Raw genomic sequence first — 20,136 nt, forward strand, 5'->3', positions numbered from 1 at the left:
GTCATTCCGGTTGAAGCAGCGGTTGAATCGTAATCAGCGCCGCTTCGAAGCGACGCAGCGCGAACGTGGCATTGCCCACCTTGATGGCCAGCGGATCGCCACCGGGAATGCCGCGCTTGAGCATGCGGATGCGTTCGCCGGGAACGAATCCCAGCTCCATCAGGCGACGGGGCAGGTCGACGCCGTCCTCCGTCTGTCCTGCCGTGTGGGGCGTGATATGCAACACCGTGCCGCTCTGGCCGACTGCCAGCGCATCGAGCGTCATCATGGGTGGAACTAGAGTCATGAGCAAATTCCGTTCAAATTAAGAACACCTGATACCGGCTGCGGCGCGGGGCGCCTTGCGCTGGTGCCAGGTTTGTGAGGTAAAACGCCACTGTTGCGCATTACCGACAAGCGGCCATTCCATCTGTCCAGACGGCAACCGTCCGAGACAATACCAGCATTATAAACATGAATGCGAATAGTTTTTATTTAGCCCGGAGAGCCGCCCCCATCAAGGGCTGCGACATGCGCGCGAATCGCATATCAAGCTGCGGCGCCAGGCTGCCAAGTGCCGCACACTTGATCAAAATCGCTTGCATTGTCCCCCACTTTGCGCGACAATGAAACGTAATGATAATGATTCTCATTAAAACACTAGCAACAATGCTTCCCAGCACTAGTGTCTGTTCATCCTCCAGCCAGAAGGTGTATCAATGATTGTATGTGTCTGCAACAACATATCTGATCGTGAAATCCGTCAAGCCGTCGATCTTGGCCTGTCCAGCATGGCCGAACTGCGCCGCGACCTGGGCGTGGCCACCTGCTGCGGCAAATGCCACACCTGCGCGCGGGAAGTGCTGAACGATCACCTGAACGCCACGGTGGCGCTGCAAGAAACCGTATTGATGCGAGCTGTACTGACAAACTAAAGAAAGCGATAAACGCCATGACGATGATGCCCCCGCCCGTAACGGTGCAGGCCGTGCAGCAATTTGCCGACTTCGACAAGAAGCGCAACAAATTCGCGCCACTGATGGCCATCGTCGTCCTGCATCTGGCCGGGTTCTACGCGATCCAGAGCGGCTTGCTGAGCAAAGTCGTCACGGCGGCCATGCCGACCATCACCACCATCAGCATCATCGCCCCGCCGGCGCCGCCCAAGCCGCCGGCGCCATCCGTACCGAAAACCGTGGAATTGAGCGCTCCCGTGCCACGCGCCGTGATCCCGCCGCTGCCGCTGATCGCCGTGGCACCGAGCGAGCCGACGATCACGCCGCCGCAGCCGACGCGCGCCGAAGCGGCACCCGTTGCCACCGCCGCGCCGACAGCGCCATCGACACCGTCGCCAACGCCACCAGCGCCGTCAACGCCGCGTACCGTCAGCAGCGTCGAATACATCAAGGCACCGCAACTGATCTACCCGAATCTGTCGCGCCGCCTGGGTGAAAGCGGCACCGTGGTGTTGCGCATCCTGATCAATGAAAAGGGCTTGCCCGAGCAAATCCTGATCCAGAAATCGACCGGCTACAACAACCTCGATGAAGCGGGCCGCCAGGCCGCCCAGCGCGCGCTGTTCAAGCCGATGATCGAAAACGGCAAGCCCGTACCTGTCTACGTTCTAGTGCCGCTGACCTTCCAACTGAGCTAGCCTTCCGGCGGCCCTTGCGCCGCTGCCAGCCCGCAAGCACCGCACCACGTGCCCTGCTTGCTTTTTTGTGCCCTGTTTTTAGTCAAGCGATTTGCTTGTTTCAGTCTGCCAGCCTACATCCCCGGGCCAGGCAGACTTTTTTTTGGGGGTCAGCCCCGAGGGGGGAATGGGCCCCAATGGGGCCCATTCCGCTCGCGCAGCGACTGACCCTTTTTACATCTCCGCCCACATCCGCAGCAGGTTGTGATAATGCCCCGTCAAGCCCACCGTCGCCGGTGAATCGCCGTGCTCTGCGCGCACGCTCTGGATGTTCTGATCGAGCTCGAACAGCATGCTGCGTTTCCAGTCCTCGCGCACCATGCTTTGCGTCCACAGGAAGGAGCAGATGCGCTCGCCACTGGTGACGGGCAGCACCTGATGCACGCTGCTCGACGGATACACGATCACGTCGCCGGCCGGCAGTTTCACTTCGTGCGTACCATACGCATCGACCACCACCAGCTCGCCGCCTTCGTACTCGTCCGGCTCGCTCAGGAAGACGGTCGACGAGACGTCGGCGCGCATCGACTGCATGCCGTTTTTCGGCGTGCGGATGGCGCCGTCGATATGCAGGCCATAGTGCTCGCCGCCCGCATAGCTGTTGAAGAATGGCGGCAGGATGCGCAGCGGCAGCACGGCGGCAAAGAACAGCGGATTGGCCATCAGCGCGCGGCTGACGATCTCGCCCAGTTCCAGCGCCAGCGGCGAACCCTCGGCCAGCTGGCGGTTGCGCTTGACTTGCGCGCCTTGCGCCCCGACGCTGGCGCGCCCGTCGACCCAGTCCGTCTGCGCCAGGCGCTGGCGAAAATGCGTGACCTGTTCCGGCGTCAGCACGCCGGGTATATGCAGCATCATCTTGCTATCCTTTTTCAGTAAACATCGCTGCCTGATTATCGCATCGCAGGCAACGGCCAAGAAGACACAAAAGCAAGAACGGACCAACATTTCCCGCCTTTTCAGCGCGGCCATGCGCGCGCGCCAGCGGCAGCAAAACAGCACCGGGAACGCGAATGAGAATGGCCTTCATTTTCCTTAACAAATAAAAAACGGAAAAATGTGGCAATCCATTTGAGAATGGGTTTTATTCGCACGATATTTACGTTAAAAAGACGGAAAAATGCCGTTTACCGCCCGAAATTGCCCATATTTTGCGCTATCATGCGGGCATAGCGAAACCGGCAACCTGCGCGCCACCAGGCAGCCCGAGCCACCCGGCAGTGAACGCCAGCAGCCTCCGGTTTCATCATCGAACGCACTACAGAACAAAGGAAATCCCATGAAGGGCGATAAAGAAGTCATCCGCATGCTCAACGCACAGCTCACCAACGAACTGTCGGCCATCAACCAGTACTTCCTGCATGCACGCATGTACAAGCACTGGGGCCTGGAAAAGCTGGGCAAGAAAGAATACGAAGAATCGATCGGCGAAATGAAACACGCCGACAAGCTGATCGACCGCATCCTGATGCTCGACGGCCTGCCGAACCTGCAAGCGCTGCACAAGCTGCTGATCGGCGAGAACACGCCGGAAATGCTGGAATGCGACTTGAAGCTGGAACGCGCCGCGCACGCCACCGTCAAGGAAGGCATCGCCATCAGCGAAAAAGCGGGCGACTACGTCTCGCGCGACCTGTTCCTGATGATCCTGGAAGACACGGAAGAGCATATCGACTGGCTGGAAACGCAGATCGACCTGATCGCCAAGATCGGCATCCAGAATTACCTGCAAAGTCAGATGGCTGTTGAAGAGTAATGAGGACACCTGCCAAAACCTACTGCGCGTCGGCATAGGTGGCCTGCGATGCTCACCGTACTAGAGTACGGTTGCGCTTCTCGGCCACCTCTTCCTTCCGCTCGCTACGGTTTTGTCAGGTGTCGTAACATCGTTGGTGGAACAAGAAAAACCGGCAATTGCCGGTTTTTTTACGCCTGTACTTAGAGCCGTCCAGCGCCCTGGCGCCCGTTCAATTTGACGAACAGCACCGCCACCGCCGCGCACAGCAACAGGGCGCCGGCCAGCCGGATGACGTTCTCCGGATTGCCGCCCAGCCAGCTGCGGTAATACAGCGGCAGGGTGAAGATCTGGATGATCATCGGGATGACGATGAACATGTTGAAGATGCCCATGTAGACGCCCGTGCGCTCGGGCGGAATGCAGCCGGCCAGCATGATGTAGGGATTGCCCATGATGCTGGCCCAGGCCAGGCCCACGCCCAGCATGGGCAGCAACAGCAGCGCCGGGCTGTGGATCAGCGGGATGCTCAGCATGCCCACGCCGGCCGCGCACAGGCACAGGCTGTGCATGCGCTTGGGGCCGAAGCGGCGCGTGAACGGCACCAGCGCAAAGGCAGCGACAAAGGCGATGAAATTATAGAAGGCGCCCACCTGCCCGTTCAGCAGGCCCGCGTCGCGAAAGCCTTGCGACGCCGGATCCGTCGTGTGAAACAGGGTCGCCGCCAGCGACAGCGCAATGTACTGCCAGTAGCAGAACATGGCGTACCACTGGAACAGGTTGACGATGGCCAGCTGCTTCATCGTCGGCGGCATGTCGCGCAGGGCCGCGCCGATATCGGCCAGCGTGTGGCGCCAGCCCGGCGGGCGGCTGCGGATGGCCGCCAGCTCGGCCGCCGTGAGGGGGTTTTCCGGCGTCGTCTTCAGGGTCCACAGCACCGAGGCGAGGGAAAAGACGGCGCCGATCAGGAAGGCGGCGATGACGATGTGCGGGATATGGCTGCCATTGACGGCATCCTTGTTCATGCCCAGCATGACCAGCAGCGACGGCGTCAGGTAGGCCAGCGTTTGCCCCAGTCCCGTAAACGCGCTTTGCGTGAGAAAACCCAGCGAGTGCTGCTTCTTGTCGAGCTTGTCGCTGACAAAGGCGCGGTACGGCTCCATCGTCACATTGTTGGCCGCGTCGAGTATCCACAGCAGGCTGGCGGCCATCCACAGGGTGGGACTGAACGGCATGGCCAGCAGGCCCAGGCTGCACAGGATGGCGCCGATCAGGAAGTACGGCGTGCGGCGGCCCCAGCGCGTCACCGTGCGGTCGCTCATGGCGCCGATCAGCGGTTGCACGAGCAGCCCCGTCATGGGACCGGCCAGCCACAGGTACGGCAGGCTCGCTTCATCGGCGCCCAGGTATTTGTAGATGGGGCTCATGCTGCTTTGCTGCAGACCAAAGCTGAACTGGATGCCGAAAAAACCGACATTCATGTTGACGATCTGCCAGAACGACAGATGCGGACGGTGCGCGGTGGCGTCGCTCATGCTGGTTCCCTTTCCAGCCACAGCATATGCCATGGCTGCAGGCCCACGGTGCCGGCCAGCACGCTGCCATCGAGGCTGTTGCGCCATTCGCCCGCGGGCAAGGTGAAACGCTGGCTGGCGCCGCTGAAATTGCTCAGGTTGAGAAACGCGTCGCCGCGCAGCAGCGCCAGCACGGCCGGCGTGTCGGCGGGCAGCACGCTGCGCGGCGCAGCGGCGGCCAATGGCGGCAAGCGCCCGCGCGCGTCGATCAGCTGACGCAGCGCCAGGTACAGCCGGCCGCTGGCGCTCACGCCATCGTGGCGCCATGCCAGCAAGCTGTCGTCGAACGCGGGACGCTGCAGCCAGCGGCTGTCCATCGCCCGGTCGGCGCGCTGCGTGTAGCTGTCGTCGTTGGTCATGCCCAGTTCATCGCCCATGTACAGCACCGGCAAGGCGCCAAAGCTCAATGCCAGGCCATGCAGCAGCAGCAGGCGCCGCAACGCGTATTCCTGCTCCTGCACCGTGGTGGCGCTTTGCAGGCCGGCCAGCGAGGCGGCCATGCCGTTGCTGCCATGCGCCTTGTCGGCGCTGCTGCTCTGGAAGGCGGCGCCGCGCGCATAGCTGCCGGCAGCACCGGCAAAGAACTGCGCAATGCGCGCCAGGCGCGCCGGCCCGTCCGCGCCCGCTTCATTGAGCAGCACGTTCCAGCCGATGTCGTCATGGCAGCGCACATAACTGAGCCAGCTTGCGGCCGGCGGCAGCGGCGGCGTGGCGGCGATCACCTGCTGCAGCAAGTCCGTGCTTTCCTCCGCCAGCGCGCCCCAGCCGGCGGCCATCAGGCTGCTGTGATAAGCGATATGGCATTCGGGCGCGCTATCGCTGCCAAAGTAGGCGGGCAGCTTGGGGGTGGGCACGATGGCTTCGGCCTTGAGCAGCACGCCAGGCGCGGCGATGGCGGCGATGGCGCGCAAGGCTTGCAGCAGGCTGTGGGCTTCGGGCTGGTTCATGCAATCCGTGCCTTCGCGCTTCCACAGGAAGGCCGTCGAGTCGAGGCGGAACACCTCGATGCCCTTGTTGGCCAGGCCCAGCATGGCGCCGGCCATGGCCGCGAAGACGGCTGGATTGGCGTAGTTCAAGTCCCACTGATAGGGATAAAACGTGGTCCAGACCCAGCGCTGGAGCTCCGGCACGAAGGTGAAATTGCCCGGTGCCGCCTGCGGGAAGACCTGGCCAACGGTGCGCTCGTAATGGTCCGGCTGCACGCGGTCGGGATAAGTGTGGAAAAAATCGCGCAGCAGCGGATCGCCCGCCTTGGCGCCCAGTGCCCACGCATGGTCGTCGGCCACATGGTTGAGGATGAGGTCCGAGCACAGGCTGATGCCGGCCGCGCGCAGCTGCGCCGTCAACGCCAGCAAGTCGGCATTGCTGCCCAGCGCAGGGTCGACTTCCTCGAAGCTGGCGACGGCAAAGCCGCCATCGCTTTCGCCGGCACGCGGCCGCAAAAACGGCAGCAAATGCAGATACGTCACGCCCAGTTCGCGCAGATGGGCAATGCGCGCGGCCACGCCCTGCAGGCTGCCGCCGAAGCGCTGCACGTAGGCGCTGTAGCCCAGCATGGACTGGCTGGCAAACCAGTCCGGCTGCGCTTCGCGCTGCGCATCCTGCCGCAGCAGCGCCGGCGCGCGCGCCGCGTACAGCCGTCCCACGCTTTCCATCAGGTCGCCCAGCCAGGGCAGGAAATCCGGCCGCTGGCCATACAGGCTGCCCAGGCGGTCGAGCAGGACCGCCTCCTGGCGCGCATAGCGGCGCGCCGCATCGTCGCGCAAATGCGTGGGGAGCGGCGCCAGCAGGCGCGCCAGGGGGCTACGTATCGACATCATGAATCCTATCCTTGCTTAAAATGCGTATTTCAGGCTGACCTTGACGGCGCGCCCCGTGATCGAGCGGGCCGCGTGGCCATCGCCCTCGACTTCCGTATAGCCGATCTTGTTGAGCAGATTGTTCGCCGTCAGCGCCACCTGCATCTGCGGCGTAAGCTGGTAATTGACGAAGGCGTTGAGCACCTGGTAGGCGGGCAAGGTGATCGTGTGCGCATCATCGCCCCACGACTTGCCCGTGCCGACCAGGCTGGCGCCCAGGGTGGCAGGTCCCCACTCATAGGTGGGCGCGAGCTGGTACACGACACGCGCCTGGCGCCGCGGCGTATTGCCGATCAGCGCCACGTCGGCCGCGGCCGTGCCCGTGATCTCGGCATCCGTGAACGTCAATCCGCCATTGATGCGGAAGTCGCCGGCGCTGTAGGCCGCTTCCAGTTCCACGCCCTTCGCTTCATAGCTGTTGGCCGTGCGCAGCTGCGTCGTCGCCTCGTAATTGCTTTCCTTCGTCTTGGCCTGGAACACGGTGACGAAGGTGCTCAGGGGCCCCCGCCGCCATTTCACGCCGCCTTCGAGCTGGCGCACGGTGTTGATCGCCACCGGCACGCTGCCATCCAGGGGCGTGCCGAACAGGATGCGGTCGGCATTGAAGGCCACGCCTTCGCTGACGCGGGCAAACACGGCCAGGTTGGCTTGCAGCTTGTAGTTCGCGCCCAGCGAGTACGAAGTATGGCCCAGGGTGTAGTCGACCTGCTGCACCGTCGACGGCAGATAGGCTTGCGCGCCGGTGGCCTGGTTGGCCGTGCCACTGGCGTGCTGGCGGTCGCGCCGCAAGCCGCCGTCGAGGTTCAGCGCGCCGCTTTCCCAGGCCAGGTTTACGTAGGGCGACGTCGTGCGGTATTCCATGTCGACGGCGCGCGAACAGCAGGCGCCGAAGGCCGGGCCGATGTAGCCGGGCGTGCTGCTCGCCGTTTGCAGCAGCGCCGGCTGGTCGCCCGTGGCCTGCAGCAGGTTTTCATTGAAATTCCAGGTCAGGCCCAGCTTTTGCTGCGACAGGTACAGGCCGGCCGTGGTGGTCAGCTTGCCGCTGTCGAGCACAAACGTCCTGGCCAGCTTGGTGTCGCTCAGGGTATTGCTGGCGTCGTCGATCGAGGTGTTGAACACCACGGCGGAAAACGCGCGCCCCGTGTAGGGCTGGCCCCGGTGCGGGCCGCTGGCAAACACGTAGCTGCCGTCGCTGCCGTTATTCGACGGGAAGACGCCGATGAAGCGGCCCGAATTGTCGGCGTAGCGGAAGTTTTCGCTCACGCTCCAGCCCTGTCCCAGCTTGAACGATGCTTCCAGTCCCACGGTGTCGCTCTTGACGTGCAGACCGTCGTTGACGCGGGTGGCCACGCGCTGGTTATCCTTGTTCAGCACCATGTCGGGCACCCAGTACGGCGAATAGAAACTGGCCTTGCGCGGGTCGATGCCGGCGATTTCCCCGATGCGGCCATTGCGCACGCTGACCGGCACCGGCAAGGCCGTGGGCGACTGGTCGTCGAGGTGCTTGAACGACAGGCGCACGAAGCCGCTGTCGAATTCATGCGTGACATTGCCGCGGATCTGGCCGCCCTTTTCGCTGTTGACTCCACTGTGGCGGATGCCTTCACCCGTGCGCCAGGAGCCGCCGATGAAGAAGCGCGTGCGCTCGGAAACCGGCGCGCCGTAATCGAAATCCACGCGCGTCTGGTCGTAGCCCAGGCCCCGGCTGAGCGCCACGCTGCCGCCCTTCTCCTTGCCATTCTTGCTGATGAAATTGATGATGCCGCCCGGCGAGTTGGTGGCCAGGGTGGAGGCCGAACCGCCACGCACCACTTCCAGGTGGTCGAGAGTGGAATCGATCTTGACGAAGCTGTCGGGCGTGGTGAAGTTGAAGTCGCCGAACTGCAGCACCGGCAAGCCGTCTTCCTGGATCTGCACATAGCGCGCGCCGCCGGCGGAAATGGGCAGGCCGCGCACGGTGATGTTGGCATTGCCTTCGCCGCCCGAGGACTCGGCCCGCAAGCCCGGCACCGAGCGCAGGACTTCGGCGGCGCTGGTCGGCGCGTTGTGCAGGATGGTGTCGAGTTCCATGCTGCTGACGGAATTGCTCGATTTCATTTTGGACGTGCCGCCGGTGGTGCCGGTGACCACGATGCGTTCCAGGTTCAAGCCATCGGCGGGGGCGGCGCTGGCGGTGTCGCCGGCCGATTGCGCCTGGGCGGCGCCCCATTGCAGCAGGGCCAGGGCGACGGCTGCGGCCATGCAGCAGCGTTGAGCAGTACGTGTCTTCATCTTGTCTCCAGTGTTGTATGCCGATACATCGAGGTATCCGCTTGTTATGAGTCCTGGCCGCCGCATGCCGTGGCGCGCTGGCTGAACCGGTACGTCATTATTCAACGAATAAGAATTTATTGCAATCGATTGCAATCGAGCGCTGCAACATGGAATTTATGTTGTTTTTAAAGGAGCGCTACGGGCAGCAAAGAGGGAAACAGGCGGAAATTGATACGAGATCAGGGTTTTTCATGCTGCCGTGCAGCATGAAAAATAGCGGGGAATTTTGAAATTATTGCAATCGGTTGCAACCACGCTTTACCGGCCCGAGGCGCGTACGATCAGCTCGGTTGGCAATTGCCGGGATGGCGCAGGCGCGCCATCGACCAGCGCCAGCAGCGAAGCCACCAGCGCGCGCCCGGCGGCGCGGATCGGCTGGCGCACGGTGGTCAGCGGCGGGTGGAAATACGCGGCCAGTTCGATATCGTCATAGCCGACCACGGCCACCTGTTCCGGCACGGCCACGCCACGCGCGCGCAAGGCGCTGATGGCGCTCATGGCCAGCAAGTCGCTGCAGGCAAAGATGGCGTCGAACGGGAGCTGGCGATCCAGCAGTTCCTGCACGTCCGTCGCGCCGCCCTGCGGCAGGAAGGAGCCGGCCACGTACAGTTGCGGATCGGGTGCCAGTCCGTGCGCGGCCAGCGCCTGCGCATAGCCCTGGTGGCGCTGCGCCACCTCGGGCAGCTTGGCGTCGCCAAAGAAGGCGATGCGACGGCGTCCCGCCGCCAGCAAATGCTCCGTGGCCAGCCTGCCGCCGACGACGTTGTCGCCGCCAACGGTGCAATACAGCTGCTGCGGCAATTGCGCGCCCCACACGACGATGGGCACCTGGCGCGCGGCCAGCTGGTTCAGTTGTTCATGGTGGCGCCACTGGCCGATCAGGATGATGCCGATCACGCGGCCGCTATCGAAGGACTGGGCGGCCGCATCGAGCGTTTCCGCATCCACGCGCGAAATGAGCATGTCGAAGCCCTGCTCCGTCAGCGCATCGGCCAGGCTGCCCAGCATGCTCAGAAAGAAAGGATCGGACAGGTGCTGGCGCGTGGCCGCGTCATACGGCACCACCACGCCCACCGTGCGGTTCTGTTTCAGGCGCAGGTTTTGCGCGCCGATATTGATGGAGTACTTGAGCGAACGGGCCAGCGCGATGACGCGCGCGCGCGTTTCTTCATTGACCAGCGAACTGCCGCTCAGGGCGCGCGACACGGTGGACGTGGACACGCCGGCCAGGCGCGCGATATCGGCCATCTGCAGGCGCTGCTGCGCCTTCGAATTGGTACCGGTCATCGGACGCTCACTGCGGCACGGTGTCCTTGAACGACTGCCGCTCGGACAGTTTGTCGAACAGGCGGGCCAGCGCAGGATGGTCCGCGCGCCAGTCGATTTCCGGGAAGCGGAAGCTGAGCCAGCCCAGGGTGCAGCCCACAGCCACGTCGGCCAGGGTGTAGTTCTTGCCGGCGCAATACGCACTCTCGCCCAGGCGTGCTTCCAGCGCCGCCAGACCCAGGGTGACCTTTTCCAGCTGGCGCGCGATCCAGGCCGCGCTTTGCTGCTCGGGTGGGCGCTGCGTGCGCTCCAGGCGCACCAGCACGCCCGCGTCGAGGATGCCGTCGGCCAGCGCTTCCCAATTCTTGATATCGGCCCGCTCGCGGCCATTGCCGCCGGCCGGCAGCAGCTTGCACACGGGCGTGAGCGTGTCGAGGTATTCGACGATGACTTTCGAATCGATCAGCGTGCTGCCATCTTCCATCACCAGGCAAGGCACTTTGCCCAGGGGATTGGCCTGGGCGATGCGGGTTTCCGGCACCCACACGTTTTCCAGCTCGAAGACATAGTCGAGCTTTTTTTCCGCCAGCACGATACGGGCTTTGCGGACATACGGGCTGGCGAGGGAACCGATCAGTTTCATAGGTACTTTAAGGTAAAGGAGCAGCAAGCAGTATAGCATCGGCGGCAGCGGTGTTTGGCAGCACGCGCCCGGCGCCCCCCAGTGTGTGGCAGGCACGCCGCATCGGGGCCGGATTCGGCCAAATTGCGGTGCGCCGACGGCCGACGGAAGGCTGGCCAGCGGCCAGCGGTGGTAAAATCGCCCTTTACTGTGGCGCCGTCAGTGTTGCTGTATTGCAATAGCCCTGCCCTCCCCGCGCGCCACACGCCAACCGTTTCTTTAACTTGCGTCCGCTCTCATGACTTCTACTACTCCGTATTCCACGCTGTCGGCCCTGTCTCCGCTCGATGGCCGCTACGCCAGCAAGACCGATCTGCTGCGCCCGATCCTGTCCGAAGCCGGTTTCATGCACCACCGCGTGAAAGTGGAAATCTCCTGGCTGCAAGCGCTGTCGCAAGCCGGTTTCGCTGAAATCAAGCCGTTCTCGGCAGAAGCGAGCGCCCTGCTCGACAAGATGGCGAGCGATTTCTCGGAAGCCGACGCGGCCCGCATCAAGGCCATCGAAGCGGTCACCAACCATGACGTCAAGGCTGTCGAATACTGGCTGAAGGAACAAGTGGCGGACGTGCCGGAACTGGTGGCGGCGTCGGAATTCATCCATTTCGCCTGCACCTCGGAAGACATCAACAACACCTCACACGGCATGATGCTGAAAGCCGCCCGCGATGGCGTGATGCTGCCGGCATTGAACGGCCTGGTGGCCAAGCTGACGCAGATCGCGCACGACAACGCCGACGTGCCGATGCTGTCGCGCACGCACGGCCAGACGGCCAGCCCGACCACCCTGGGCAAGGAATTTGCCAACGTCGTGGCCCGCCTGCAGCGCGCCGTGAAACGCATCGAGCAAGTGGAAATCCTCGGCAAGATGAATGGCGCCGTCGGCAACTACAATGCCCACCTGTCGGCCTACCCCGGCTTCGACTGGCCGGCATTCTCGAAGGCCGTCATCGAACAGCGCCTGGGCCTGGTCTTCAATCCGTACACCATCCAGATCGAGCCGCACGACTACATGGCCGAACTGTTCGACGCCTTCGCGCGCGCCAACACGATCCTGCTGGACCTGAACCGCGACATCTGGACGTACGTGTCGCTGGGCTACTTCAAGCAAAAACTGAAAGCGGGCGAAATCGGTTCCTCGACCATGCCGCACAAGGTCAACCCGATCGACTTCGAAAACTCGGAAGGCAACCTGGGCCTGGCCAACGCCGTGCTGAAACACCTGTCGGAAAAACTGCCCGTCTCGCGCATGCAGCGCGACCTGACCGATTCGACCGTGCTGCGCAACATCGGCGTGGGCCTGGGCTACACCCTGCTGGCCTATGACAGCTGCCTGCGCGGCCTGAACAAGCTGGAAGTGAACCATGCGCGCCTGGCGCAAGACCTGGACGCGACGTGGGAAGTGCTGGCCGAGCCCGTACAAACCGTGATGCGCCGCTATGGCATCGAAAACCCGTACGAGCAGCTGAAAGAGCTGACGCGCGGCAAGGGCATCTCGAAAGAAGCGCTGCAAACCTTCGTCAATGGCCTGGCCATTCCGCAGGATGCCAAAGACGTGCTCCTGACCATGACGCCGGGCAACTACATCGGCATCGCGGCGCAATTGGCCAAAGCCATCTAAGCAGTTTCCACATGGGGATCATGCGATCCCACTCCCGCGGGGCGGCCAGCACACAAATGCTGCCCGCCCCGCGGTTTTTCCGGCAATCTTTCTTGTAGAATCTCCAGCACGCAGCGTAAATTGCTTTTCTTTGGTATATTAGGCCGAATTAGTCCTAATACGTACTACTTTCAAGAAAGCCGTCGATGCAACGCTACACCACCACCGCCATCATCCTGCACTGGCTGACCGCCCTGCTGATCATCAGCGCCTTCATCATGGGCCTGGTCATGGTCGATATTCCCGGCCTGACGCCCACCAAGCTCAAATATTTCTCGTGGCATAAATGGCTGGGCGTGACCGTGCTGGCCATCGCCGCCATCCGCCTGCTGTGGCGCAAGGCCAACGTACCGCCGCCGCCCCCTGCCAGCATGGTGGCCTGGCAAAAGAAGGCGGCCGACGCCATGCACGTGCTGCTGTACCTGCTGATCTTCGCCGTGCCCATTTCCGGCTACCTGTACACGCTGGCCTCCGGCGTACCCGTAGTCTATCTGGGCCTGTTCCAGCTGCCCGTCATCATGGCGCCGAACCCGGAACTTAAGCCACTTTTAAAAGAGATTCATTATGTTCTGAACATGACGATGGCCGCCGCCGTGGCTGCCCATGTGCTGGCGGCGCTGAAGCATCAATTTATCGACAAAGACGGCGTACTTAAACGCATGCTGCCATAACACCGACTTCACCCTTGCTCACTGAAACTCCAGGAAAAATAAGATGAAAACCACCCAACGCATCGTCCTCGCTTCCCTGCTGGGCCTATCCGTGGCCGCCACCGCCGCCACCCTGCTGAAAGTCGATCCCGCCAAGACCAGCGTGTCGGCCGTGTTCAAGCAAATGAACGTGCCCGTGGAAGCGAAGTTCAAGAAATTCAATATCGCCATCGATTACAACCCGGCCACGCCGGACGCCTCGAAAGCCTCGGTGGAAATCGAAACGGCCAGCATCGATATCGGCGACCCCGAATACAACAAGGAAGTGGCCAAGAAAGAATGGTTTAACGCGGCCCAGTTCCCGAAAGCCACCTTTGTCTCGAGCAGCATCAAGGCCGCCGGTGCGGGCAAGCTGACGGTCAGCGGCAAGCTGAGCATCAAAGGCAAGACCACCGACGTGACCTTCCCCCTGACGGTCAAAGCCGACGGCGGCAAATATGCCTTCGACGGCGCCCTGCCGATCAAGCGCCTGACCTACAACATCGGCGAAGGCGAGTGGAAAGACACGAGCATGGTTGCCGACGAGGTCACCATCAAATTCCACGTCGCCGCGCAGTAACACCTGAGAAAACGTCCATGGCTGCGTTGCTCTTGCCTCGTCGTACTATTCGTACTGCCTTCGGCAATGCGCTTGGCCCTGAACGTTTTTCAACCGTTACTGATTCAAATCACACCACCAACCGATTCTTTTTAGGATATTGATGAAACTTAAGCACTTGATGATCGCCGTGCTGGCAGCCGCCGGCGTGGGTTCGGCCATGGCCGCTACCGACACCTACAACCTCGACCCGACGCACACTTTCCCCAGCTTTGAAGCCGATCATATGGGCATGTCCGTGTGGCGCGGCAAGTTCAACAAGACCAAGGGTACGGTCACCCTGGACCGCGCCGCCAAGACGGGTAGCCTGGACCTCGTCATCGACGCCGATTCGATCGATTTCGGCCTCGACGCCATGAACACGCACGCGAAAAAAGCGGACATGTTCAACGTCGAAAAATTCCCGCAAATCACCTACAAGAGCAAATCGCTGAAGTTCGACGGCGACCAGCTGGTGGAAGTCGATGGCGAACTGACGCTGCTGGGCGTGACCAAGCCCGTCAAGCTGAACGTGAGCAAGTTCAAGTGCATCATGCATCCGCGCTACAAGCGCGAAGTGTGCGGCGCCGATGCCACGGCGGAATTCAAGCGCAGCGACTTTGGCCTGAACTACGGCATGCCGGCGTTCTCGCCGGAAGTCAAGCTGGCCATCCAGGTGGAAGCCATCAAGGCCGACTAAACACGGCCTTGCCGCATGACAAGCCCGCCTCGCTGCCCGCAGCCAGGCGGGCTTTTGCATGCACTGCGCGAATCCGCTGGACTTTTCTATCGTGCGGCATCACTATCCATTGGCATGATGTTGTTCTGACATGGCACACCCACTTATCCACCGCGCGGAGGACTACATGAATTTCATTATCTGGATCGTTATTGGCGGCGTCATCGGCTGGCTGGCCAGCATGGTCATGAAAACGAATGCGCAACAGGGCATCTTCCTCAATATCGTCGTCGGCATCGTCGGCGCCTTCCTCGGCGGCTGGCTGCTGGCCCCCCTGTTCGGCACGGGCACCATCAATAGCGACAATTTCAGCCTGGCTTCTCTGCTGGTCTCGTTCCTGGGCGCCGTGATCCTGCTGGGCATCGTGAATCTCTTGCGCCGCGGCAAAATACGCTAAGCAGACACATGGCAACGCATCAGCAAGTGGCCGGGCCGCGCAAGCGCCCGGCCATTTTTTATTGCCGGCAAGACAATTGTATGGACAATACCACAGCCGCGGCACGAGAAAATGCCCGTTCGCAGCCCACTCCTGCCCCTGCAATGCCGAAAATAGTGCAATTTTTACAAGCAACTACAAACATGCCCTCGGGAAAATGTGATTGACTAGTGCGAGTTCGATACGGATACTCTAGGTCGCCCGCTGAGAAAAAACACTGGGTACACGTTGGTTCCGACTTCCCTTCATGTAAAAGACTAGAACTCGAATGAAAAAATCTTTAATCGCGCTCGCCATCCTGAGCAACTTCGCACACGCCGACGAAGGCATGTGGATGCCCCAACAGCTGCCACAAGTGGCCAAGGAACTGAAAGCGGCCGGACTGAAACTCGATCCGACCAACCTGACCAAACTGACCGAATTCCCCATGGGCGCCATCGTCAGCCTGGGCGGTTGCTCGGCTTCGTTCGTCTCGCCGCAAGGCCTGGTTGCCACCAACCACCATTGCGTCTACAACAGCGTGGCGGTCAATTCGACCAAAGAGCGCGATTTGCTGGCCAACGGTTTCCTGGCCAAGACGTTCGCTGAAGAATTGCCAGCCGCCCCGGGCAGCCGCATCTTCGTGACCTCGGCCGTGACCAATGTCAGCGACAAGATCATCACCGCCGACGTGGCCAAGCTGCAAGGCAAGGCACGCATCGACGCGATCGAGAAAAACCAGAAGAAACTGGTGGCCGAATGCGAAAAAGAAGCGGGCTTCCGCTGCACCGTGTCCGCCTACTACGGCGGCCTGGAGTTCTACCTGATCAAGCAACTGGAAATCCGCGACGTGCGCCTGGTGCACGCGCCTCCAGCAGGCGTCGGCAAGTTCGGCGGCGACACCGACAACTGGATGTGGCCACGCCACACGGGCGACTACGGTTTCTACCGCGCCTATGTCAGCAAAGACGGCAAAGCTGCCGACTTCAGCAAGGACAACGTGCCTTACCAGCCAAAACACGTGCTGAAACTGGCCAAGGATGGCTTGAAAGAAGGCGATTTCGTGATGGTCCTGGGCTACCCTGGCCGCACCAACCGTCACCGCCTGCCATCGGAAGTGGCGTACACGTTTGACTGGAACTACCCGGCCTTCGTGAAAGCATCGGGCGAAACCCTGGCCATCATCGCGCGCGAAACCAAGGACAACAAGGATGTTGCCCTGAAATACGCGGGCCAGGTTGCTGGCGTGAACAATTACTACAAGAACCGCCAAGGCATGCTGGATTCCTACGCGGGCAGCGACTTCCTGGCGCGCAAGACGACGGAACACGAAGCCCTGAAAACCTGGGTCAACGCGAATGCTGCCCGCAAGGCGGAATTTGCCGGCGACATCGAGCAAGTGGAAAAGCTGATCGCCGAGCGCGATGCCGACACCAAGCGCGATTTCTTCCTGAGCTACGCACAGCCACGCCTGCTGAACACGGCACGCAGCCTGTACCGCCTGTCGAACGAAGGCACCAAGGCCGATACGGAACGCAAGTCCGGCTACCAGACGCGCGATTTGCCACGTCTGTCGTCGAGCATCACGTCGGTCGAGCGCACCTACGATGAAAAAGTCGACAAGGCACTGGTACTGAACAGCCTGACCAAGTACGCCGCGCAACCGGCAGCACAACGCCGCGCCAGCTTCGACGCCGCCATCGGCATCAAGGACGGCATGTCGCAAGCCGACCTGTCCGCCGCCCTGGACAAACTGTATGCCGGCAGCAAGCTGGCCGACAAGGAAGAACGCGCAGCGTGGCTGAAGCGCACGCCAGCTGAATTCCAGGCCAGCAAGGACAGCTTCATCCAGGCAGCCGTCGCCATGTATCCGGATTCGCTGAAAAACGAAGCGGAAGACGAAGAACTGGCAGGCAAGATCCAGCAAGCCTACGCCAACTACATGAAAGCAAAAATTGCCTTCATGAAGAGCAAAGGCCAAGCCGTCTATCCTGACGCCAACAGCACCCTGCGCGTGACGTTCGGCAAAGTAGCCGGCCGTGACCACGGCGCCGACGGCACCACCTGGTCTGCCTTCACCACCGTCAATGGCGTCGTTGCCAAAGCCACGGGCCAGGGCGAGTTCAATGCACCAGCGAATCAACTGGCCGCGATCAAAGCCAAGGACTTCGGTAAATTCGTCGATCCGAAGCTGAAAACCGTGCCGGTCGACTACCTGGCCACCCTGGACATCACCGGCGGTAACTCCGGTTCGGCTGCCCTGAACGCCAAAGGCGAATTCATCGGCCTGGCCTTCGATGGCACCTTGGACTCGATCATTTCCGATTGGGACTACAACAAGGCCAACACCCGTTCGATCCAGGTCGACCTGCGCTACATGCTGTGGAACATGAAACACATCGACCACGCAGACAACCTGCTGAAAGAAATGGGCGCTGAATAACAAGAAGCAATAACCCGGCAACGGGCGCTTTAGCCTGAGCCACTCCTGCGGGAGTGGCTTTTTTTCGCCTAACGTTTTACTTTGCTAAAACGGTAAGGTACGGCTTGCTCTTCGCCAAACACTTGCGTCCTGCCACTTCCCAGCGGCAGCATGACCCGCCGGCCATCCTGCAGCAGCAAGGCCAGGTCGGCGCCGGGAAAGCGCTGCGCCAGTGCAGGATAAGCATGGCGCGCGATGCCGGCGGCGGGAACCACGATGCGGTAGTCGCCATCACCAAAGTCCAGCAGCAGCGCGGAAAGCTCATCCGGCCCCGGCAGCGCCGTGATGCGCAGGCGCGCGCTTCCCTTGACGAGCTCGAAGGCGGACCACAGGGGCAAGGTGCGCCGCGTGGCGCCGATCCGCAGCTGCGGCGCGTGGCGCGCCTGCGCCGACGTCAGCACGATGTCAGGCCGTTCTTCCGGTACGGCGCCATCGACGGCCAGCAGCCAGCCCCGGTAGCGTATCAGCGCGCCCTGCGCGGCAGCCGTGACAGACCCGCCCTGCGCCACAGGCTCCTTGCCCGCCGGCAAGCGCAACGGCGCCGCCTGCGCCGCTAGGCATATCCCCCACACCAGCGCCGCCATCGCCGACTTGCCCATGCCGCCTCCCCTCGTGCGTGAAACGTATTCATAACACAAGTACAGCAACAAGCCCCTGCGGCGCCTCAAGGCAAGAGCGCCGGTGCTACAATTGGCCCCTAGCGGGCGTACTTACCCAGCGCGCCTTCCCCCTCCCAGACTCAGACCGCTATGCCACCAGACTTGCGCACGACCTACGAACTCGGTAACCACAACCAGACCACGACCTGGCTGGAATGCATCACCTTCTATCAAGATCTTGCCGCACGCTATCCGCAGGTGCTGCACTTCGAACAGATCGGCCTGTCCGACTCGGGCGTGCCCATCCACGCTGGCGTCGTCAGCGGGGACGGCGTGTTTGACCGCGAGCAGATCAAGCGCGCGGGCCGCACGGTGTTCTTCAACAACAACGGCATCCACCCGGGCGAACCGGAAGGCATCGACGCCTGCATGGCCATCGTGCGCGACCTCTGCACGCAGCCGGAACGCCTGGCGGCGCTGGGCAGCACCGTCTTGCTGTTCATTCCGATCTACAACGTCGATGGCAGCCTGAACCGCGCCAATACATCGCGCGTGAATCAGGATGGCCCAGAGCAATTCGGTTTCCGCGGCAATAGCCGCCACCTGGACCTGAACCGCGACTTCATCAAGTGCGACAGCCTGAACGCGCAAGTGTTCAACCGCCTGCTGGCCAGCTGGGACCCGGACGTGATGGTCGACACGCACACGTCGAACGGCGCCGACTATCCGTACACGATGACCCTGATCCATACGCAAACGGATAAGCTGGGCAACGGCCTCGGTCCCTTCCTGCAAGACACCATGCTGCCGCACATCTTCGCGCAGATGGAACAGGCCGGCTGGCCCACCTGCCCATATGTTAATCCCGTCAAGGATAGCCCCGACCACGGCATCGCCGAATTCCTCGAAGTGCCCCGTTTCTCGACCGGTTTTGCGGCCTTGCATCACGTCATCGGTTTCATGCCGGAAACGCACATGCTGAAACCGTTTGCCGACCGCTACGCTTCCATGCGCACCCTGCTCGACATCACCATGGCGTTTACCATCGAACATGGCGAACAGATCAAGCAGCTGCGCGCGCAAGCGAAGGCGGCCGGCCGCACGCAAGCCGAGTGGCCCATCCACTGGGCCATGAATGAAGAGCAGCCGTCAACCTTCCCCTTCAAGGGCTATGCGGCGCAATACACGCCGAGTCTGCTGGGTGACTACCAGCGCCTGTCCTACGACCGCTCGCAGCCGTGGGAACGCGATATCGCCTACTACAACCGCTTCGATGCGGACGTCACCGTGGCCGCGCCGAAAGCCTATATCGTGCCGCAAGCGTGGCGCGAAGTGATCGAACGGCTGCGCTGGAACGGCGTCGAAATGAGCCGCATCACCACCGAACAGACACTAACGGCCCGCTACTACCACATCGCCTCCGTCGGCACGCGCGCCACGGCCTACGAAGGCCACATGTTCCACGACCATGTAGAACTCGAAGCGCGCACGGGCCAGTTCACCGTGCAAGCGGGCGATTATGTCGTCAGCCTGGACCAGGACAACGCCCGCTACGCCGTGGAAACGCTGGAGCCGCAGGCGCACGACAGCTTCTTCCGCTGGGGTTTCTTCAATAGCGTGCTGGAGAAGAAAGAAGCGTTTTCCGATTACGTGTTCGAAGACATGGCATCCGAACTGCTGCGCGATGAACCGGCGCTGGCGGCCAAGTTTGCTGACTGGAAAGCTGCCAATCCCGCCTTGCTGAGCAATCAGGAAGCCGTGCTGAACTTCATCTTTGCACACTGCCAGCGCTTTGCCGAGCCGGAATGGCGGCGCTACCCAGTGATCGCCCTGATGTAAATCCGGGCTGTAGCGACTGC

19 protein-coding genes are annotated in these 20,136 nt (G+C 62.0%); 11 read left to right on the plus strand and 8 right to left on the minus strand.

The features are described 5' to 3' along the window. Position 1: 1 nt before the first annotated feature. Complete coding sequence (locus CSQ92_RS19005) at positions 2 to 286, minus strand: FeoA family protein (RefSeq protein ID WP_034778868.1); 285 nt, start codon at positions 284 to 286, stop codon at positions 2 to 4. 412 nt (positions 287 to 698) lie between these two features. Here CSQ92_RS19005 and CSQ92_RS19010 point away from each other — a divergent pair, with 412 nt between their 5' ends. Both CSQ92_RS19010 and CSQ92_RS19015 read left to right on the plus strand, forming a co-directional pair. Beyond that, positions 699 to 914, plus strand: coding sequence for a (2Fe-2S)-binding protein (locus CSQ92_RS19010; RefSeq protein ID WP_034745611.1), 216 nt, complete (start codon positions 699 to 701; stop codon positions 912 to 914). A gap of 17 nt (positions 915 to 931) precedes the next feature. Then, entirely contained in the window at positions 932 to 1,633 is a 702-nt protein-coding gene (locus CSQ92_RS19015; protein ID WP_052139928.1) for an energy transducer TonB, read from the plus strand. 213 nt (positions 1,634 to 1,846) lie between these two features. Here the strand turns inward: CSQ92_RS19015 and CSQ92_RS19020 are convergent, their stop codons facing one another. Further along, complete coding sequence (locus CSQ92_RS19020; protein ID WP_070281800.1) at positions 1,847 to 2,527, minus strand: Fe2+-dependent dioxygenase; 681 nt, start codon at positions 2,525 to 2,527, stop codon at positions 1,847 to 1,849. A 421-nt stretch (positions 2,528 to 2,948) separates the two neighbouring features. Between CSQ92_RS19020 and bfr the strand changes: the two genes are divergently transcribed. Continuing rightward, entirely contained in the window at positions 2,949 to 3,425 is a 477-nt protein-coding gene (gene bfr, locus CSQ92_RS19030; protein ID WP_034778875.1) for a bacterioferritin, read from the plus strand. A 182-nt stretch (positions 3,426 to 3,607) separates the two neighbouring features. Here bfr and CSQ92_RS19035 read toward each other — a convergent pair whose 3' ends face one another. From CSQ92_RS19035 to CSQ92_RS19055, 5 genes are all read right to left on the minus strand, one after another. Further along, the gene (locus tag CSQ92_RS19035; RefSeq protein WP_099395050.1) at positions 3,608 to 4,939 is read right to left on the minus strand and encodes an MFS transporter; all 1,332 of its coding nucleotides are present in this window, start codon (positions 4,937 to 4,939) and stop codon (positions 3,608 to 3,610) included. Further along, positions 4,936 to 6,798 (minus strand): alpha-amylase family glycosyl hydrolase, encoded by a 1,863-nt coding sequence (locus CSQ92_RS19040; RefSeq protein ID WP_257219278.1) that lies wholly within the window; start codon positions 6,796 to 6,798, stop codon positions 4,936 to 4,938. Before CSQ92_RS19040 ends, CSQ92_RS19035 begins: the two co-directional genes overlap by 4 nt. Before the next feature lie 15 nt (positions 6,799 to 6,813). Beyond that, positions 6,814 to 9,108, minus strand: coding sequence for a TonB-dependent receptor (locus CSQ92_RS19045; RefSeq protein ID WP_099395051.1), 2,295 nt, complete (start codon positions 9,106 to 9,108; stop codon positions 6,814 to 6,816). Positions 9,109 to 9,408: 300 nt separating this feature from the next. Further along, entirely contained in the window at positions 9,409 to 10,437 is a 1,029-nt protein-coding gene (locus tag CSQ92_RS19050) for a LacI family DNA-binding transcriptional regulator (protein ID WP_099395052.1), read from the minus strand. Positions 10,438 to 10,444: 7 nt separating this feature from the next. Beyond that, positions 10,445 to 11,059 (minus strand): glutathione S-transferase N-terminal domain-containing protein, encoded by a 615-nt coding sequence (locus tag CSQ92_RS19055; protein WP_070281805.1) that lies wholly within the window; start codon positions 11,057 to 11,059, stop codon positions 10,445 to 10,447. A 277-nt stretch (positions 11,060 to 11,336) separates the two neighbouring features. Between CSQ92_RS19055 and purB the strand changes: the two genes are divergently transcribed. The 7 genes from purB (at position 11,337) to CSQ92_RS19085 (ending at position 17,639) form a co-directional block, all read left to right on the plus strand. Next, positions 11,337 to 12,716: an adenylosuccinate lyase gene (gene purB / locus CSQ92_RS19060; protein ID WP_070281806.1), complete on the plus strand. Its 1,380-nt coding sequence runs from the start codon at positions 11,337 to 11,339 to the stop codon at positions 12,714 to 12,716. Between the two features lie 185 nt (positions 12,717 to 12,901). Then, positions 12,902 to 13,426, plus strand: coding sequence for a cytochrome b (locus tag CSQ92_RS19065; RefSeq protein ID WP_099395053.1), 525 nt, complete (start codon positions 12,902 to 12,904; stop codon positions 13,424 to 13,426). A 43-nt stretch (positions 13,427 to 13,469) separates the two neighbouring features. Then, positions 13,470 to 14,024, plus strand: a complete 555-nt coding sequence (locus CSQ92_RS19070; protein ID WP_034778891.1) for a YceI family protein — start codon at positions 13,470 to 13,472, stop codon at positions 14,022 to 14,024. 17 nt (positions 14,025 to 14,041) lie between these two features. Further along, complete coding sequence (locus CSQ92_RS29445; RefSeq protein WP_257219280.1) at positions 14,042 to 14,167, plus strand: hypothetical protein; 126 nt, start codon at positions 14,042 to 14,044, stop codon at positions 14,165 to 14,167. Then, positions 14,167 to 14,742, plus strand: coding sequence for a YceI family protein (locus tag CSQ92_RS19075; protein WP_034778892.1), 576 nt, complete (start codon positions 14,167 to 14,169; stop codon positions 14,740 to 14,742). Before CSQ92_RS29445 ends, CSQ92_RS19075 begins: the two co-directional genes overlap by 1 nt. Before the next feature lie 166 nt (positions 14,743 to 14,908). After that, positions 14,909 to 15,178 carry a GlsB/YeaQ/YmgE family stress response membrane protein gene (locus CSQ92_RS19080; RefSeq protein WP_034778894.1) on the plus strand — a complete coding sequence of 90 codons (270 nt, stop codon included), beginning with the start codon at positions 14,909 to 14,911 and terminating at the stop codon, positions 15,176 to 15,178. A gap of 307 nt (positions 15,179 to 15,485) precedes the next feature. Beyond that, positions 15,486 to 17,639 (plus strand): S46 family peptidase, encoded by a 2,154-nt coding sequence (locus CSQ92_RS19085; protein WP_070254752.1) that lies wholly within the window; start codon positions 15,486 to 15,488, stop codon positions 17,637 to 17,639. Positions 17,640 to 17,707: 68 nt separating this feature from the next. Here CSQ92_RS19085 and CSQ92_RS19090 read toward each other — a convergent pair whose 3' ends face one another. Continuing rightward, positions 17,708 to 18,277 carry a hypothetical protein gene (locus CSQ92_RS19090; protein ID WP_099395054.1) on the minus strand — a complete coding sequence of 190 codons (570 nt, stop codon included), beginning with the start codon at positions 18,275 to 18,277 and terminating at the stop codon, positions 17,708 to 17,710. Between the two features lie 150 nt (positions 18,278 to 18,427). Between CSQ92_RS19090 and CSQ92_RS19095 the strand changes: the two genes are divergently transcribed. After that, positions 18,428 to 20,116: a M14 family zinc carboxypeptidase gene (locus tag CSQ92_RS19095; protein ID WP_099395055.1), complete on the plus strand. Its 1,689-nt coding sequence runs from the start codon at positions 18,428 to 18,430 to the stop codon at positions 20,114 to 20,116. The last annotated feature ends 20 nt before the right edge of the window (positions 20,117 to 20,136 follow it).

This window comes from Janthinobacterium sp. BJB446, from assembly GCF_002735655.1.
GTDB classification, from domain to species: domain Bacteria; phylum Pseudomonadota; class Gammaproteobacteria; order Burkholderiales; family Burkholderiaceae_D; genus Janthinobacterium; species Janthinobacterium lividum.

Excerpts from the sequence above, each read along its gene's own strand:
- CSQ92_RS19005 (WP_034778868.1), bottom strand. The coding sequence starts at position 286 with ATGACTCTAGTTCCACCCATGATGACGCTCGATGCGCTGGCAGTCGGC.
- CSQ92_RS19010 (WP_034745611.1), top strand. The coding sequence starts at position 699 with ATGATTGTATGTGTCTGCAACAACATATCTGATCGTGAAATCCGTCAA.
- CSQ92_RS19015 (WP_052139928.1), top strand. The coding sequence starts at position 932 with ATGACGATGATGCCCCCGCCCGTAACGGTGCAGGCCGTGCAGCAATTT.
- CSQ92_RS19020 (WP_070281800.1), bottom strand. The coding sequence starts at position 2,527 with ATGATGCTGCATATACCCGGCGTGCTGACGCCGGAACAGGTCACGCAT.
- bfr (WP_034778875.1), top strand. The coding sequence starts at position 2,949 with ATGAAGGGCGATAAAGAAGTCATCCGCATGCTCAACGCACAGCTCACC.
- CSQ92_RS19035 (WP_099395050.1), bottom strand. The coding sequence starts at position 4,939 with ATGAGCGACGCCACCGCGCACCGTCCGCATCTGTCGTTCTGGCAGATC.
- CSQ92_RS19040 (WP_257219278.1), bottom strand. The coding sequence starts at position 6,798 with ATGATGTCGATACGTAGCCCCCTGGCGCGCCTGCTGGCGCCGCTCCCC.
- CSQ92_RS19045 (WP_099395051.1), bottom strand. The coding sequence starts at position 9,108 with ATGAAGACACGTACTGCTCAACGCTGCTGCATGGCCGCAGCCGTCGCC.
- CSQ92_RS19050 (WP_099395052.1), bottom strand. The coding sequence starts at position 10,437 with ATGACCGGTACCAATTCGAAGGCGCAGCAGCGCCTGCAGATGGCCGAT.
- CSQ92_RS19055 (WP_070281805.1), bottom strand. The coding sequence starts at position 11,059 with ATGAAACTGATCGGTTCCCTCGCCAGCCCGTATGTCCGCAAAGCCCGT.
- purB (WP_070281806.1), top strand. The coding sequence starts at position 11,337 with ATGACTTCTACTACTCCGTATTCCACGCTGTCGGCCCTGTCTCCGCTC.
- CSQ92_RS19065 (WP_099395053.1), top strand. The coding sequence starts at position 12,902 with ATGCAACGCTACACCACCACCGCCATCATCCTGCACTGGCTGACCGCC.
- CSQ92_RS19070 (WP_034778891.1), top strand. The coding sequence starts at position 13,470 with ATGAAAACCACCCAACGCATCGTCCTCGCTTCCCTGCTGGGCCTATCC.
- CSQ92_RS29445 (WP_257219280.1), top strand. The coding sequence starts at position 14,042 with ATGGCTGCGTTGCTCTTGCCTCGTCGTACTATTCGTACTGCCTTCGGC.
- CSQ92_RS19075 (WP_034778892.1), top strand. The coding sequence starts at position 14,167 with ATGAAACTTAAGCACTTGATGATCGCCGTGCTGGCAGCCGCCGGCGTG.
- CSQ92_RS19080 (WP_034778894.1), top strand. The coding sequence starts at position 14,909 with ATGAATTTCATTATCTGGATCGTTATTGGCGGCGTCATCGGCTGGCTG.
- CSQ92_RS19085 (WP_070254752.1), top strand. The coding sequence starts at position 15,486 with ATGAAAAAATCTTTAATCGCGCTCGCCATCCTGAGCAACTTCGCACAC.
- CSQ92_RS19090 (WP_099395054.1), bottom strand. The coding sequence starts at position 18,277 with ATGGGCAAGTCGGCGATGGCGGCGCTGGTGTGGGGGATATGCCTAGCG.
- CSQ92_RS19095 (WP_099395055.1), top strand. The coding sequence starts at position 18,428 with ATGCCACCAGACTTGCGCACGACCTACGAACTCGGTAACCACAACCAG.